Here is a 15,070-nt window from a genome sequence, read left to right as displayed (position 1 = left end):
GGACCATTCTGGACGCCGCCTAGCATTAAGACAAACGATGTGTCATCAGTCTAAGATGACGAATCGTCATCTGAAGTCAGGGTCAACCCCCATGCCTGCGCTGCCGCCCATCGTCAATCTGCTGGCCTTCGAAGCCGTCGCGCGCCGGCGCAGCTTTGCCATCGCCGCGACCGAACTGCATCTGACCGCGTCGGCGGTCAGCCACCAGATTTCAAGGCTGGAATCGGACCTGGGCGTGCGCCTGTTCGAGCGCAGCGCGCATGGGGTACGCCTGAGCAGCGCGGGCGAGCAATATCTGGTGCGTATCGGCGGGGCGCTGGCGGCGATCACGTCAGCCACGGAAGACCTGCGCCAGGGCGTCAGCAACAGCCTGTATGTGCACTCGGCCCCCAGCATTGCGAGCCTGTGGCTGATGCCGCGGCTCAGGCGCTTTGCCGAGGCGCATCCGCACGTGGCGCTGAACCTGTCGGCGGCGCATTCGCACAGCGATTTCGCGCTGGGCCAGTCCGACATCGACATCCGCTATGGCGTGCCGCATTGGGACGATGTGGTGGTGGAACCGTTGTTCGAAGAACGGATACTGCCGCTGGCCAGCGCGGCGTTCATTCGGGAACACGGGATCAAGCGCATCGACCAATTGCTGGACGTGCCGCTGATCCAGAGCAACGTCAGCGTCATCCAGTGGTCCGACTGGTTTGGACGCTATTCGGAGAAGCGCGCGCCGGATCACTTCACCATCCGCTTTGACCGCGCGCAGATGTCGCTGGATGCCGCGGCGCAAGGGTTGGGCGTGGCGCTGGAAAGCGCCACCATCGCGGGCATGCATCTGGCCCAGGGAAGCCTGCAGCCGATCTTCGGGATGGCCAAGGCCATCGCGGTGAAGGCGCACTTCGTCGTCTACCCGGCGCGGCACGCCAAGCGGCCGTCAGTGGAGGCCTTTCTTGCGTGGCTCCACGCCGAAGCTGCCGCCACCGTGATGAAACGATAGGACCGGCCCGCGGGCCGGCCCCGGGGGGCGTGTTACGGCTGAACCTCGTACTCCGCCGTGCCCAGCACCACCGCCGCCAGGCCCGGCGCCTGCGTCAGCTTGTGCAGCGCAAAGCATTGCGCGGTGGCGATCTTGGCGTTGTGGAAGGCCGGGTCTTCGGCCTGCAGGTCCAGGCTGGCCAGCAGCGCGCGGGCCATCTGCCAGCCGGCGAAGGTCGTGCCCGCCAGCAGCAGGTAGGGCACCGCCGCGCCAAAGACCGCGTTGGGATTGCCGGCCGCGTTGGCAAGAATGAACTCGACCGCGCTGGCTAGCGCTTCGCGGGCCTCGCGCAGCGGCTTGAGCATGCGGGCGGCGGCGGGCTCGCTGCGGGCTTGCAGGTCGGCCTCGGTCTGGCGGACCGCGTCCAGCAGGGCGCGCGCCACGGCGCCGCCGTCGCGCAGCGTCTTGCGGCCGACCAGGTCGTTGGCCTGGATGGCGGTCGTGCCTTCATAGATGGTCAGGATGCGCGCGTCGCGGTAGTACTGCGCCGCGCCGGTCTCTTCGATGAAGCCCATGCCGCCGTGCACCTGCACGCCCAGGCTGGCCACGTCGATCGACATTTCGGTGCACCAGCCCTTGACGATCGGCACCAGGAATTCCTGGATCGCCAAGTGGCGCTTGCGCTCGTCCGCATCCGGGCTGGCATGCGCCAGGTCTGCATGGCCCGCCGTGACGTAGGCCAGCGCGCGGCCGGCTTCGGTCAGGGCGCGCATGGTGCCCAGCATGCGGCGCACGTCCGGATGCTGGATGATGGGCACCGCCTCGCGCGACGAGCCGTCCACGGGGCGGCTCTGCACGCGGTCGGCGGCGTACGCCACCGCATGCTGGTAGGCGCGGTCGGCGATGGCGATGCCTTGCACGCCGACGGCGTAACGCGCGGCGTTCATCATGATGAACATGGCGTCCAGGCCGCGGTTCTCCTGGCCGACCAGGTAGCCCAGCGCGCCGCCGCCGTCGCCGAACTGAAGCGTGCAGGTGGGGCTGGCCTTGATGCCCAGCTTGTGCTCGATGGACACGCAGGCAACGTCGTTGCGCGCACCCAGCGAGCCGTCTTCGTTGACCAGGAACTTGGGCACCAGGAAGAGCGAAATGCCCTTCACGCCGTCGGGCGCGTCCGGCAGGCGGGCCAGGACCAGATGCAGGATGTTCTCGGCCAGGTCGTGCTCGCCGTAGGTGATGAAGATCTTGGTGCCGGACAGGCGGTACGTGCCGTCGCCCATCGGCTGGGCGCGCGTGCGGATCATGGCCAGGTCCGAACCGGCCTGGGGCTCGGTCAGGTTCATGGTGCCGGTCCATTGGCCGGAAATCATGGGGCCGATGAAGCGCTCGCGCAATTCGGGCGAGCCGGCCGTCATCAGGGCCTCGATGGCGCCGTTGGTCAAGAGCGGGCACAGCGCGAACGACAGATTCGCGGCGTTCAGCATTTCAGAGCACGGCGAGCCGATCAGGCCGGGCAGCCCCTGGCCGCCGTATTCGGCGGGGTGGGCCAGGCCTTGCCAGCCGGCGTCGGCGTATTTGCGAAAGGCCTCTTTGAACCCCGGGGCGGTGGTCACCGCGCCGTCGTGCCAGGCGCTGGGTTCGCGGTCGGCCGGATGGTTCAGCGGCGCCAGCACTTGCGCGGCGAAGTGGGCGGATTCTTCCAGCACGGCCTGGGCGGTGTCGGGCGTGGCCTCCTCGAAACCGGGCAGGGCTGCCACCTGCGGCAGGCCGGCCAGATGGTTCAACACGAACAGCATGTCTTTCACGGGGGCTTGGTACGTCATGGCGTAGGCGCTCCTGGTTTTATGGAATTAGCGGATCAGGCCGGCTTGCCGGGGTCGGCCACGTCGATGGCGGACGTGGCGCCGACGGCGGCGCGCAGCTCGAATTTCTGGATCTTGCCGGTGGAGGTCTTGGGCAGTTCACCGAAGCGCACCGCGCGCGGCACCTTGAAGCCCGACAACAGCAGCTTGCAGTGCGCGATGATTTCCTCGGCGGTGGCGGTGCAGCCGGGCTTGAGCTCGACGAAGGCGCAGGGCGTCTCGCCCCATTTGGGATCCGGCATCGCCACGACGGCCACGGCCGCCACGGCGGGATGCCGGTAGAGCGCGTCCTCGACCTCGATGCTGGAGATGTTCTCGCCGCCCGAGATGATGATGTCCTTGCTGCGGTCCTTGATGCGGACATAGCCGTCGGCCGTCATGACGCCCAGGTCGCCGGTGTGGAACCAGCCGCCGGCAAAGGCGTCCTCGGTCGCGCGGGCGTTCTTCAGGTAGCCCTTCATGCAGATGTTGCCGCGGAACATGACTTCGCCGATGGTCTGTTCGTCGGGCGGCACCTCCTGCATGGTGTCGGGGTCGCGCACCGAGACGCCGGCCTGCAGGTGATAGCGCACGCCCTGGCGGGCGGTCAGCAACGCGCGGCGCTCGGGGTCCAGCGCGTCCCACGCGTCCTGGTGGGCGCAGACTGCGGCGGGTCCGTAGACTTCGGTCAGGCCGTACACGTGGGTGAGTTCAAAGCCGATCTCGCGCATCTTGTCGATCACGGCCGGCGCGGGCGCGGCGCCCGCCACCATGGTGCGCACGGTGTGGGTGATGCCGGCGCGCAGCTCGGCCGGGGCGTTGGCCAGCGCGCTTTGCACGATGGGCGCGCCGCAGTAGTGGGTGACGCCTTCGTCGCGGATCAGGTCGAACACCGTCTTCGGGTCGAACTTGCGCAGGCAGACGTTGACGCCCGCGCGCGCCGCGATGGTCCAGGCGAAGCACCATCCATTGCAATGAAAGAGCGGCAGCGTCCACAGGTAGACGGGATGCTTGGGCATGTCCCATTCGAGGATGTTGCTGACCGCGTTCAGGTAGGCGCCGCGGTAGTGGTAGACCACGCCCTTCGGATCGCCCGTGGTGCCGGACGTGTAGTTCAGCGCGATGGCGTCCCATTCGTCGGCGGGCGGCTTCCAGTCGTAGGTGGCGGGCGCGGCCGCCAGGAAGTCCTCGTAGTCGGTGGCGCCCGGCAGCGTGGCGGGAGCGCTTTCCAGGTCGTGCACCGAAATGATCTTCAGGTGCGGGAATTCGGCGCGGGCGCGCTGGGCGACGTCGGCGTATTCGGTGTCGACGATCAGCGCCCGGGCTTCGCCGTGGCCCAGCATGAACAGCACGCTGGGCGCGTCCAGGCGGGTGTTCAGGGTGTTCAGCACGGCGCCCAGCATGGGCACGCCAAAGTGCGCCTCGATCATGGCGGGAATGTTGGGCAGCATGACAGCGACCGTTTCGCCGCGCTGGATGCCGGCCTGGGCCAGGGCGCCGGCCAGGCGCTGGGCGCGTTCATAGGTCTGCGCCCAGGTCCGGCGGACCTTGCCGTGGACGATGGCCAGCCGCTGGCCATAGACTTGCGCCGCCCGGGCGATGAAATCCACGGGGGTCAGGGCTTCGTAGTTGGCCTCGCGGCGTTCAAGGCCGTGATCGAACATGCCGGTCATGCTTGTCTCCAATGGGGCGGGTTGACCCCTTATCAAGTCCGCGGGGTGTTGATCCCCGTCGCTTGCCCTAGCTTATGGCCGGCTGGAAAATGGCGTCTGTCGCCTGCATGACAGACCCCCGGCCGGTTGCGCATTCCTCAAGTTTTACACGGTTCTTCCCATGTCCGATGTTTCAAACACAGTTTCCGCCGACGAACTGCCTGCGCTGTTTCGCGCCTGTACGTGGTTCGGGGCGCTGGATGCGCGGCACCAGGCGCTGGTGCTGGCGACCTCGCGCGCGGAACACGTGGCCAGCGGCGCATGGATTGCGCGGCGCAACGCGCCGTCGGACTACTGGCTGGGTGTCAGCCAAGGACTGCTCAAGCTGGCCATCTATAACGAATCCGGCCGCAGTTGCACGTTCTCGGGCGTGCCGCCGGGCGGCTGGTTCGGCGAGGGCAGCGTCATCAAGCGCGAGCTGCGCAAATACGATGTCGTGGCCATCCAGCCGTCGCTGGTGATGATGGTGCCCACCGCGACCTTCCACGCGCTGCTGTCGGCCAGCCTGCCGTTTTCGCACTTTGTCATCGGCCAGTTGAATGACCGCATGGGCGAGTTCATCGCGTCCATCCAGAACCACCGTTTGCTGGATGCCGACGCGCGCGTGGCGCAATCGCTGGCGCAGTTGTTCAATCCGCAGCTGTATCCGTCCACCGACCTGACGCTGGCGATTTCGCAGGAAGAACTGGGTTACCTGACGGGGCTGTCGCGCCAGCGGGTCAACCAGGCGCTGCAGACGCTGGCCGACCAGGGCATCCTGGCGCTCGCCTACAACCAGATCAAGGTGCGGGACCTGTCGCGCTTGCGCCAGTACGGGCTGGATCAGATCTGACCGCCGTCAGGCGGCCGGGCCGCCCAGCGCACGGTCCAGCGCGGCGCGCGCCAGCACGCGGGTCGAGTCCAGCGTCGGCAGGACGCAGTTGCCATCGTTCAGCACCAGCGGCAGTTCGGTGCAGCCCAGCACGACCGCGTCGCATCCGTCGTCCTTCATTCGTTGGACGATGCCTTGCAGCCGGGACACCGAGGCCGGCTCGAAGACGCCATAGACCAGCTCGTCCATGATGATGCGGCCCAGCAGCCGGCGGTCGTCCTGCCCCGGCCGCGCATATGCCAGGCCGCGGGCACTGAAGGCTGCGGGGTAGACGTCGCTGTCCACCAGCCAGTGCGTGCCCAGGATGCCCACGCGCCGGTAGCCGCGCGCCGCCGCTTCCCCGGCCACTTCCTGGGCGATGTGCAGCCACGGACGCGGCGAGTCCGCCACGACGCCGCCGAACGCCTGATGGATGGTGTTGTCCGGGCAGATCAGAAAGTCGGCGCCCGCGCGCGCCAGCTTGTTGGCCGACGAAAGCATCAGGGCGGCCACGCCGTCCAGGTCGCGGGCATCCAGGCAGGCGACATAGTCCGCCAGCGAATGCGTGTGCAGCGAGATCTCGGGATGCGCATGCGGGCCCATGCGCTGCGCGCCTTCGGCGCACAGGGTGCGGTAGCAAAGCGCGGCGCCTTCGGCGGAGCAGGCGACGATGCCAATGTGCAGCGGCGTGGCGTTCATCCAGGCGATTCCTTCTGTAAGGGTCCAATGGACCAGATGGCGGGCGGATCAGGGTCAAATTCACCATGCAGGGGTTGTTTATACCCGCAATCGCGATAGTAAAAAACACCACAAAGAATCCAACCTGTTGATCCTGCGTGGTTTTTTTCTGGCACGGATTTCGCATGAGGACACGTACCCAACCAACCGCAACACAGGAGGGCGTTCCCATCATGGGTCCGTATCGGAAATTATGGTTCACGTTGATCGCCGTGGTGGCGATCACATTTGCACTGCTCGGGTTTTACGGCGGCGAAGTCTACCGCCAGGCGCCGCCGATCCCCGGTCATGTGGTGACGTCCGACGGCCGTGCGCTGTTCGGGCGCGAAGACATCCTGGATGGGCAGACCGCCTGGCAGTCCGTGGGCGGCATGCAGCTCGGTTCGATCTGGGGCCACGGCGCCTACCAGGCGCCCGACTGGACGGCCGACTGGCTGCACCGCGAGCTGATGGCCTGGCTGGACCTGGCCGCGCGCGACGAGCACGGCCAGGCCTACGCCGACCTGTCCAAACCGCAGCAGGCCGCGCTGCGCGAAACGCTCAAGGCCGAGTACCGCGCCAATCGCAGCGACGCCGCGACCGACACGCTGACCATCACGCCGCGCCGCGCCAAGGCCATCGAGCAGACGGCGGCCTATTACGACCAGTTGTTCTCCGATGCGCCGGCCCTGCAAGGCAGCCGCGAGAGCTTCGCCATGAAGGAAAACACGCTGCCGGACGCCACGCGCCGCCAGCAGCTCACGCACTTTTTCTTCTGGACGGCCTGGGCCGCGGCAACCGAACGCGAAGGCAAGCCGGTCACGTACACCAACAACTGGCCGCATGAACCGCTGATCGGCAACCAGCCCAGCGCTGAAAACGTCATGTGGTCCATCATCAGCGTCGTCGTGCTGCTGGCAGGCATCGGCTTCCTGGTCTGGGCGTGGGCGTTCCTGCGCGGCCAGGAAGAAGACGAACCGCAGGCGCCCGCCCGCGATCCGCTGACCACCTTCGCCCTGACGCCCTCGCAGCGCGCGCTGGGCAAGTACCTGTTCCTGGTCGTGGCGCTGTTCGGATTCCAGGTGCTGCTGGGCGGGTTCACCGCGCACTACACCGTTGAAGGACAGAAGTTCTATGGCATCGACGTCTCTCAGTGGTTCCCGTATTCGCTGGTGCGCACCTGGCACATCCAGAGCGCCCTGTTCTGGATCGCAACCGGGTTCCTGGCCGCCGGCCTGTTCCTGGCGCCGCTGATCAACGGCGGTCGCGATCCCAAGTACCAGAAGGTGGGCGTGGACATCCTGTTCTGGGCGCTGGTGCTGGTCGTGGTCGGCTCGTTTACCGGCAACTACCTGGCCATTGCACAGATCATGCCGCCCGAGCTGAACTTCTGGCTGGGCCATCAAGGCTATGAATACGTCGACCTGGGCCGCCTGTGGCAGATCGGCAAGTTTGCGGGCATCTGCTTCTGGCTGGTGCTGATGCTGCGCGGCATCGTGCCCGCGCTGCGCACGCCGGGCGGCGACAAGAACCTGCTGGCGCTCTTGACGGCATCGGTCGGCGCCATTGGTCTTTTCTACGGCGCGGGCTTTTTCTACGGCGAACGCACGCACCTGACCGTCATGGAGTACTGGCGCTGGTGGATCGTCCACCTGTGGGTCGAAGGCTTCTTCGAAGTGTTCGCCACCACGGCGCTCGCGTTCATCTTCTCCACGCTGGGTCTCGTGTCGCGCCGCATGGCAACCACAGCCAGCCTGGCTTCGGCCTCGCTGTTCATGCTGGGTGGCATTCCCGGCACGTTCCACCACCTGTATTTCGCGGGCACCACCACGCCTGTGATGGCGGTGGGCGCCAGCTTCTCGGCGCTGGAAGTGGTGCCGCTGATCGTGCTGGGCTATGAAGCCTGGGAAAACTGGCGCCTGAAGACCCGCGCCGCCTGGATGGACAACCTGAAGTGGCCGCTGATGTGCTTCGTGGCCGTGGCCTTCTGGAACATGCTGGGCGCCGGCGTCTTCGGCTTCATGATCAACCCGCCCATCTCGCTGTACTACATCCAGGGTCTGAACACCACGCCGGTGCACGCGCACGCCGCGCTGTTCGGGGTGTACGGCTTCCTGGCGCTTGGCTTCACGCTGCTGGTCCTGCGCTACATCCGTCCGCAGTACGCGTTGAATCCGGGCCTGATGAAGCTGGCGTTCTGGGGCATGAACATCGGTCTGGCCCTGATGATCTTCACCAGCCTGTTGCCCGTGGGCCTGATCCAGTTCCATGCCAGCGTCAGCGAAGGCATGTGGTACGCCCGCAGCGAAGCCTTCATGCAGCAGGACCTGCTCAAGACCCTGCGCTGGGGCCGCACGTTCGGCGACGTCGTGTTCCTGCTGGGCGCGCTGGCCATGGTCATGCAAGTGATCCTGGGCCTTCTCAGCAGCAAGCCCGCACTGGTCGAACCGCGCCTGACGCCCAAGGCGGCACGCGGCTGACCTGCGTACCTTCGCGACTTTGCGCCAGCGCAACGTTGCGAAGGGGACCTCCCGGTCCAATGGAAGCAAAGCCTGCGCCGGCCTGGCGCAGGCGCTTCGGAGAAACTCCGCATGCGCTTCCTGCCCATTGCCGCAACCTTTGCCGGCGCCATGACATTGTTGTTGATCGCTTGCGGGCCCGCAGACCGGGCCCGCTTTGCGTTGCCTGACCTTACGCGGCTACCGCCCGGAGAGGTCACGCATCAGCCCCCCGGCGAGGCGCTGCGCAACGGCTATCCCGTCACCCCCGCACCGGTCACCACCCGCCACCCGCGCGGCGTCGCCATCATGACGCGGCAGGTCAGCCAGGCCGAATACGCGGCGTGCGTGGCCGCCGGCGCCTGCAAACCGCTGGACGCGGCGCACCGCAAGGACGCATCTGCCGATCTGCCCGCCACCGGCATCAGCTGGTCCGACGCGACAGCCTACGCCGCGTGGCTATCGGGCTCGACCGGCCAGCGCTATCGCTTGCCGCGCTACGCCGAATGGATCTACGCGGCCGGCGAGGCCTATCGCGAAGAATCGCCGCCTGCCGCCTTGCAAGACAACGGCCAGGCGCCCAACGACCCCGCGCAGCGCTGGCTGGCGGAATACGAACAGGAAATCCGCCGCAGCAAGCAGGGTGCCGACATCGACGTGCGGCCGTTTGGCCAGTATGGCGCCAACGCGGCCGGCCTGAAGGACATGGCGGGCAGCGTGTGGGACTGGACGTCCGATTGCCACTCGCGCCGCGTGCTGGACGCGGCGCCGGACGCTGCCGAAGACGCGGACCTGAGCCGCAACTGCGGCATACGCGTCGCGGCCGGACGGCATATTGCGTACCTGCCTGATTTCATCCGCGATCCCAAGAACGGCGCGTGTTCGGTCGGCGTGCCGCCCGCGAACCTGGGGATGCGGCTGGTATTGGAAGAGGGCTAGTGGCCTGTTGCCGGTGACCCGTTGCGGCAAGACAGGCACGACGCGCAGTCCATGGCCGGCTGCGCGTTCTGCGACAGGCTGGCCAGGGCGGCGGGCGAGCGAAGCACGATGCGCTTGCGGCCGCTGCTGACGATGCCGCGCTGCTTCCAGTCGCTGAGCAGCCGGCTGACGGTGTGCAGCGTGGTGCCGGTCATTTCGGCGACGTCTTGCCGCGTGATCGGAAAGCTGATGCCGATGCCGTCGTGCATGGGCTGCCCCGATTGCTGCACCAGCCGCAGGATGGCCCGCGCCACGCGCTGTTCGACTTCGTCGGTGGACAATTCCTGGATGCGCAGGTGCGCATCCTGCAGCCGTTGTCCCATGGTCTGCAGCGCAATCGCGCCCAGTTGCGGATGGCTGCCCATGAAGCCCTCCCAGGCCGACGCCGGCCACGCCAGGCACACGCTTTCCTGCACGGCCAATACGCTGGCGGGGTAACAGGACTGCCGCATTGCGCAAGCCAGGCCAAACATATCGCCCGGATTGACATATCTCACGACAACTTGATCGCCTTCCGATGTAATTTGGGTGACCTTGAGGCAGCCGTGCAGCAACACGAAGAAATGGGCGCCTTCGGCGCCTTGCCGGTAAGCGGCTTCGCCGGCTTCAAGGCGGCAGGGAACGGCGTCGTTGAGCGCGGTGTCTAGCTGCGCATCGGACAAGGGCCTGAACAGATCCAGGTTGCGCAGCAGGGCATGGCATAAAGGCGATGGCATGGCGGTCCGCGTGTGGACGTGGAGGGATTTTCCACGGAACGATGGTGACACCTGAGGGGCACCATGACAACTTGCGGGCGGCCGCAGGGTTATCCCGAATTTGCGCTACAGCAAAGAACGCGATCGCTCGCGGTTCTTCAATGGAGGTGCCGACAGACTCGGCTTTGAAGAAACCGAAAGAGGAGTAGCACATGAACGCGTTGCGCCCCACCTTGCTTGCCGCCGCCTTGATGTTCACGATGGCGGGTGGCCTGGCTTCCGCCCAGAACGCAGACACGCTGCCGCGCGCCAAGGTCACGCTGGTCGCCCCGCCGTTGGTTCACCCGCATGAGCAGGTGGCCAAGTCGGGACCCAAGGTTGTCGAATTCACCATGACCATCGAAGAAAAGAAGATGGTCATCGACAGCAAGGGCACCACGCTGCAGGCCATGACATTCAACGGATCCATGCCCGGCCCCACGATGGTCGTGCACGAGGGCGATTACGTGGAATTGACCCTGGTCAATCCCAAGTCCAATGCGATGCCGCACAACGTCGACTTCCACGCCGCCACGGGCGCCTTGGGCGGCGCCAAGCTGACCAACGTGAACCCCGGCGAACAAGCCACCATGCGCTTCAAGGCCGACCGCGCCGGCACCTTCGTCTATCACTGCGCGCCGGAAGGCATGGTGCCGTGGCATGTGGTGTCCGGCATGAGCGGCACGATCATGGTGTTGCCGCGCGAAGGCCTGAAGGACCCGCAAGGCAAGCCGCTCAAGTACGACCGCGTCTACACCATCGGCGAGTTCGACCTGTACATCCCCAAAGACGCCAACGGCAAGTACAAAGACTACGCGACCCTCGCTGAAAGTTATGGCGACACCGTGGAAGTCATGCGCAAGCTGACCCCGTCGCACATCGTCTTCAACGGCAAGGTTGGCGCCCTGACCGGCGACAACGCGCTTACCGCCAAGGTCGGCGAAACCGTGCTGCTGATCCATTCGCAAGCCAATCGCGACACGCGGCCCCACCTGATCGGCGGCCACGGCGACTGGGTCTGGGAAACCGGCAAGTTCAACAATCCGCCCGAAAAGGACCTGGAAACCTGGTTCATCCGCGGCGGTTCGGCGGGCGCGGCGCTGTACACGTTCAAGCAGCCGGGCGTGTATGCCTACCTGAACCACAACCTGATCGAAGCCTTCGAGCTGGGCGCGGCCGGGCACATCAAGGTCGAGGGCAAGTGGAACGACGACCTGATGAAGCAGATCAAGGCGCCGGGCCCCATCCCGCAGTAATGCCCAGACGGCAGGGCGCGCGCCGCGCGGCCTGCCGGTTTGCTATCAACCCCACGCCTGGAATTGCTGCCATGCCTCTTATTGCTCGAATCGCCTTTGCCCTTGCGCTGACGGGACTGCCCGTGCAGCATGCCGCGGCCGACACGCTTGCCGCCGTCAATCCCGCCGGAGAAAAGCTCTATAAATCCGCCTGTGTGGTGTGTCATGCCAGCGGCGTGGCCAATGCCCCCAAGCTGGGCGACAAACAAGCCTGGACGCCTTTTCTGGCGCAAGGCACGGATGCGCTGATGGTCACCGTGCTGAAAGGCAAGGGCGCCATGCCGCCGCGCGGCGGTTCGGCGGCAGACGAGGCCACGCTGCGCGCCGCCGTGGAATACATGATGGCGGCAGCGAAGTAGCGCTCGACGGCTGGCGGCGCGCGCCCCTACACGCGGCGGGCCAGCAAGGCCCACACGCCGGCGGCCGACATCAGCGCGCCGCCGCCCAGGTTGAAGCCGCGCTGTGCGCGCGGCGACACCAGCATCCGCCGGGCCGAGCCCGCAAAGATGGCGTAGGCCGCGGCATTGATGCCCGCGCAGGCCACAAAGGTGGCCGACAGCATCCACAACTGCCGCGTCACATCGCCCGCCGGATCGATGAACTGCGGCAGGAAGGCCACGAAGAAGATCATGCCCTTGGGGTTCAGCGCGGTCACCAGATACGTGTTGGCAAAGAGCTTCCAGCGTGAACCCACCGGCTTGGCGGCGGGAAGCGTGGCCGGCGACACGCCGGCGCGCAGCAGCCGGTAACCCAGATACAGCAGATACAGGCCGCCGACGGTCTTGACCACCGTGAACCAGAAGGCGGACGCGGCCAGCAGCGCGCCCAGGCCCAGCAGCGACAGCACCAGGGCGGTCGAATCGCCCAGCGCCACGGCCAGCACCAGCGGCAGGCGGGCGCGCTTGCCGTGGGTAAGCGAATAGCTGATCACGGTCAGGATGGTGGGGCCGGGCAGCATGACAAGCAGGGCCGAGGCGCCCAGGAAGGCCAGCCAGGTTTCGAGAGACATGGAAGGAACTCCGCAAGAGGGACCGGCGCGTGGGGCCGGCTGCGGCCAATGTATCCCAACCGGGGCGGCCTGAGAATCAGGGCTGCCGGCATCCGAGACCCGGCAGTCCGCGACGCCGTGGTGTTAAATACAGCTTTCCCGGACAGTGAACGCCGGCCGCCAGGCCGCGCGAAGGAAACCCCATGGCATTTGACTTTGACCTGTTTGTGATTGGCGCGGGCTCGGGCGGCGTGCGCGCAGCCCGTTTTTCGGCCAGCTTCGGCGCGCGCGTGGCCGTGGCCGAAAGCCGCTACCTGGGCGGCACGTGTGTCAACGTGGGTTGCGTGCCCAAGAAGCTGCTGGTCTACGGCGCACACTACAGCGAAGACTTCGAACAGGCGCATGGCTTTGGCTGGACCGCGGATGCGCCAAAGTTCGACTGGCCCACGCTGATCGCCAACAAGAACCGCGAGATCGAACGCCTGAACGGCATCTACCGCAATCTGCTGGTCAACAGCGGCGTGACGCTGCTCGAAGGCCACGCGCGCATCGTCGATCCGAACACGGTCGACATCAACGGCAAGACCTACAGCGCCGCGCACATCCTGGTCGCGACCGGCGGCTGGCCGCAGGTGCCCGACATTCCGGGCAAGGAACACGCCATCACGTCCAACGAGGCCTTCTTCCTGAAAGACCTGCCGCGCCGCGTGCTGGTCGTGGGCGGCGGCTACATCGCCGTGGAATTTGCGTCCATTTTCAACGGCCTGGGCGCGCAGACCATTCAGTCCTACCGCGGTCCGCTGTTCCTGCGCGGCTTTGACCTGGGCGTGCGCGAACACCTGCGCGACGAACTGGTCAAGAAGGGCATCGACCTGCGCATGAACACCGAGGTCGCCCGCATCGACAAGCGCGCGGACGGCTCGCTGGCCGCCACCTGCAAGGACGGCTCCGTCATCGAGACCGATTGCGTGTTCTACGCGACGGGCCGCCGTCCGATGCTGGACAACCTGGGGCTGGAGAACACCGGCGTGAAGCTGCGCGAGGACGGCTTCATTGACGTGGATGACGAATACCGCACCGCGGAACCTTCCATCCTGGCCATCGGCGACGTGATCGGCCGCGTGCCGCTTACCCCGGTGGCGCTGGCCGAAGGCATGGCCGTTGCGCGCCGGCTGTTCCGCCCGCAGGAGTATCGCAAGGTCGACTACAAGCTGATTCCCACCGCCGTGTTCAGCCTGCCGAACATCGGCACCGTGGGCCTGACCACCGAAGAGGCGCGTGACGCCGGGTACGAGCTGCGGCTTTTCGAAAGCCGCTTCCGGCCCATGAAACTGACGCTGACCGAGTCGCAGGAACGCACGCTGATGAAGGTGATCGTCGACGCGCAGACCGATCGCGTGCTGGGCGTGCACATGGTGGGCCCGGAGGCCGGCGAAATCGTGCAGGGGCTTGCCGTGGCGCTGAAGGCGGGCGCAACCAAGGCCGTCTTCGACGACACCATCGGCATCCATCCCACGGCGGCTGAAGAGTTCGTCACGATGCGCACGCCAGTCGCGCAGTAAGACGCGCGAACGCCTGACGCTACAGGCGTTCGATCATGACGCGCGCCGCTGCCGGCGCGCGTTCTTTTGCCCCATTGATGAAGTACGCAAAGACGTCCTGAACCTTGGCAGACTTGGCAGGTTTGGCCGGTGCGCCGATGCGCGGCAGGTCGTCCGGATGGGCGCCGCGCGACCAGGCCTGCAGGCGCTCTGCCCAGGCGTCCAGCGCCTTGGGCGCATACCCGGCCTTGTACCGGGTGCTGGCGCGCATCAGCCGCGCGTACACAAAGTCGCCCGTCCGGTCGGCAATGGCGGGAAACTCATCGCTGTCGGTGTAGACGGTCGCTGCGCGATGGCGGCGCGCCAGGTCCAGATATTCCTCGCAGGCAAAGCTGGCATGACGCACGTCCAGCGCATGCCGCAAGGGCAGTCCGTCCACCTTGTCCGGCAGCAATTCCAGGAAGGCCCCGAAGTCCTTTGGATCGAACTGCTTGGTCGGGGCAAACTGCCACACGATGGGGCCGAGCTTCGCGCCCAATTCGGCGATGCCGCTTTTAATGAACCGATCGATCGAGTCCCCCGCGCCCGCCAGCTCGCGCCGGTTGGTGCAATAGCGCGAGGCCTTGAGCGAAAACACAAAATCCTCGGGTGTCTCGTCGCGCCACTTGGCGAACGTGGCGGGCTTTTGCGTGCCGTAGTAGGTGCCGTTGATCTCGATGGCCGTGACCTGCCGGCTGGCGTATTCCAGTTCGCGCGCGTGCGGCAGGTCGTCGGGATAGAAGACGCCGCCGCGCCACGGCTCAAAGGTCCAGCCGCCGATGCCAACGCGGATCGCGGCGGCCCGGCCTGCCGGGGACGGATGACGTTTCGGCATGGACTGCGCTCCACAAAAGGGGTCGAGCGGTCCACTGTATCGCCGGCGCGACTAGCCGCCAACCCCATCGGAAAA

At 66.4% G+C, this 15,070-nt stretch carries 13 protein-coding genes; 7 read left to right on the top strand and 6 right to left on the bottom strand.

The annotated features are described in order from the left end of the window. Positions 1 to 91: 91 nt before the first annotated feature. Positions 92 to 988: a LysR substrate-binding domain-containing protein gene (locus FBY20_RS01130; RefSeq protein ID WP_056316078.1), complete on the top strand. Its 897-nt coding sequence runs from the start codon at positions 92 to 94 to the stop codon at positions 986 to 988. A 32-nt stretch (positions 989 to 1,020) separates the two neighbouring features. On the opposite strand, the gene FBY20_RS01125 is transcribed toward FBY20_RS01130, so the two are convergent. Continuing rightward, complete coding sequence (locus FBY20_RS01125) at positions 1,021 to 2,790, bottom strand: acyl-CoA dehydrogenase (RefSeq protein ID WP_142049472.1); 1,770 nt, start codon at positions 2,788 to 2,790, stop codon at positions 1,021 to 1,023. A gap of 35 nt (positions 2,791 to 2,825) precedes the next feature. Further along, positions 2,826 to 4,481 (bottom strand): acyl-CoA synthetase, encoded by a 1,656-nt coding sequence (locus FBY20_RS01120; protein ID WP_142049470.1) that lies wholly within the window; start codon positions 4,479 to 4,481, stop codon positions 2,826 to 2,828. A gap of 160 nt (positions 4,482 to 4,641) precedes the next feature. On the opposite strand from FBY20_RS01120, the gene FBY20_RS01115 reads away from it, so the two are divergent. Further along, entirely contained in the window at positions 4,642 to 5,352 is a 711-nt protein-coding gene (locus FBY20_RS01115) for a Crp/Fnr family transcriptional regulator (protein ID WP_142049467.1), read from the top strand. A 6-nt stretch (positions 5,353 to 5,358) separates the two neighbouring features. Here the strand turns inward: FBY20_RS01115 and FBY20_RS01110 are convergent, their stop codons facing one another. Then, complete coding sequence (locus FBY20_RS01110; protein WP_142049463.1) at positions 5,359 to 6,069, bottom strand: aspartate/glutamate racemase family protein; 711 nt, start codon at positions 6,067 to 6,069, stop codon at positions 5,359 to 5,361. Positions 6,070 to 6,281: 212 nt separating this feature from the next. On the opposite strand from FBY20_RS01110, the gene FBY20_RS01105 reads away from it, so the two are divergent. Next, positions 6,282 to 8,567, top strand: coding sequence for a nitric-oxide reductase large subunit (locus FBY20_RS01105; RefSeq protein ID WP_142055762.1), 2,286 nt, complete (start codon positions 6,282 to 6,284; stop codon positions 8,565 to 8,567). A 111-nt stretch (positions 8,568 to 8,678) separates the two neighbouring features. Further along, positions 8,679 to 9,524, top strand: coding sequence for an SUMF1/EgtB/PvdO family nonheme iron enzyme (locus tag FBY20_RS01100; protein ID WP_142049460.1), 846 nt, complete (start codon positions 8,679 to 8,681; stop codon positions 9,522 to 9,524). On the opposite strand, the gene FBY20_RS01095 is transcribed toward FBY20_RS01100, so the two are convergent. Further along, positions 9,521 to 10,279, bottom strand: coding sequence for a Crp/Fnr family transcriptional regulator (locus tag FBY20_RS01095; RefSeq protein ID WP_056316097.1), 759 nt, complete (start codon positions 10,277 to 10,279; stop codon positions 9,521 to 9,523). The two genes, FBY20_RS01100 and FBY20_RS01095, sit on opposite strands and share 4 nt — an antisense overlap. 191 nt (positions 10,280 to 10,470) lie before the next feature. On the opposite strand from FBY20_RS01095, the gene nirK reads away from it, so the two are divergent. Both nirK and FBY20_RS01085 read left to right on the top strand, forming a co-directional pair. Beyond that, positions 10,471 to 11,553, top strand: coding sequence for a copper-containing nitrite reductase (gene nirK, locus FBY20_RS01090; protein WP_056316100.1), 1,083 nt, complete (start codon positions 10,471 to 10,473; stop codon positions 11,551 to 11,553). A gap of 71 nt (positions 11,554 to 11,624) precedes the next feature. Beyond that, the gene (locus tag FBY20_RS01085) at positions 11,625 to 11,951 is read left to right on the top strand and encodes a cytochrome c5 family protein (RefSeq protein WP_142049457.1); all 327 of its coding nucleotides are present in this window, start codon (positions 11,625 to 11,627) and stop codon (positions 11,949 to 11,951) included. A gap of 26 nt (positions 11,952 to 11,977) precedes the next feature. Here the strand turns inward: FBY20_RS01085 and FBY20_RS01080 are convergent, their stop codons facing one another. Beyond that, the gene (locus tag FBY20_RS01080) at positions 11,978 to 12,601 is read right to left on the bottom strand and encodes a LysE family translocator (protein WP_108696702.1); all 624 of its coding nucleotides are present in this window, start codon (positions 12,599 to 12,601) and stop codon (positions 11,978 to 11,980) included. A 182-nt stretch (positions 12,602 to 12,783) separates the two neighbouring features. Here FBY20_RS01080 and gorA point away from each other — a divergent pair, with 182 nt between their 5' ends. Then, a complete protein-coding gene (gorA, locus tag FBY20_RS01075; protein ID WP_108696703.1) occupies positions 12,784 to 14,142 on the top strand; it encodes a glutathione-disulfide reductase in 1,359 nt (452 codons plus the stop codon). A gap of 19 nt (positions 14,143 to 14,161) precedes the next feature. Here the strand turns inward: gorA and FBY20_RS01070 are convergent, their stop codons facing one another. After that, a complete protein-coding gene (locus tag FBY20_RS01070) occupies positions 14,162 to 14,995 on the bottom strand; it encodes a DUF72 domain-containing protein (protein ID WP_142049455.1) in 834 nt (277 codons plus the stop codon). Between the last annotated feature and the right edge of the window lie 75 nt (positions 14,996 to 15,070).

The sequence above is a fragment of the Achromobacter sp. SLBN-14 genome, assembly GCF_006715415.1.
In the GTDB taxonomy this organism is placed as follows: domain Bacteria; phylum Pseudomonadota; class Gammaproteobacteria; order Burkholderiales; family Burkholderiaceae_B; genus Achromobacter; species Achromobacter mucicolens.
This window is presented reverse-complemented; position numbering and strand designations above follow the sequence as displayed.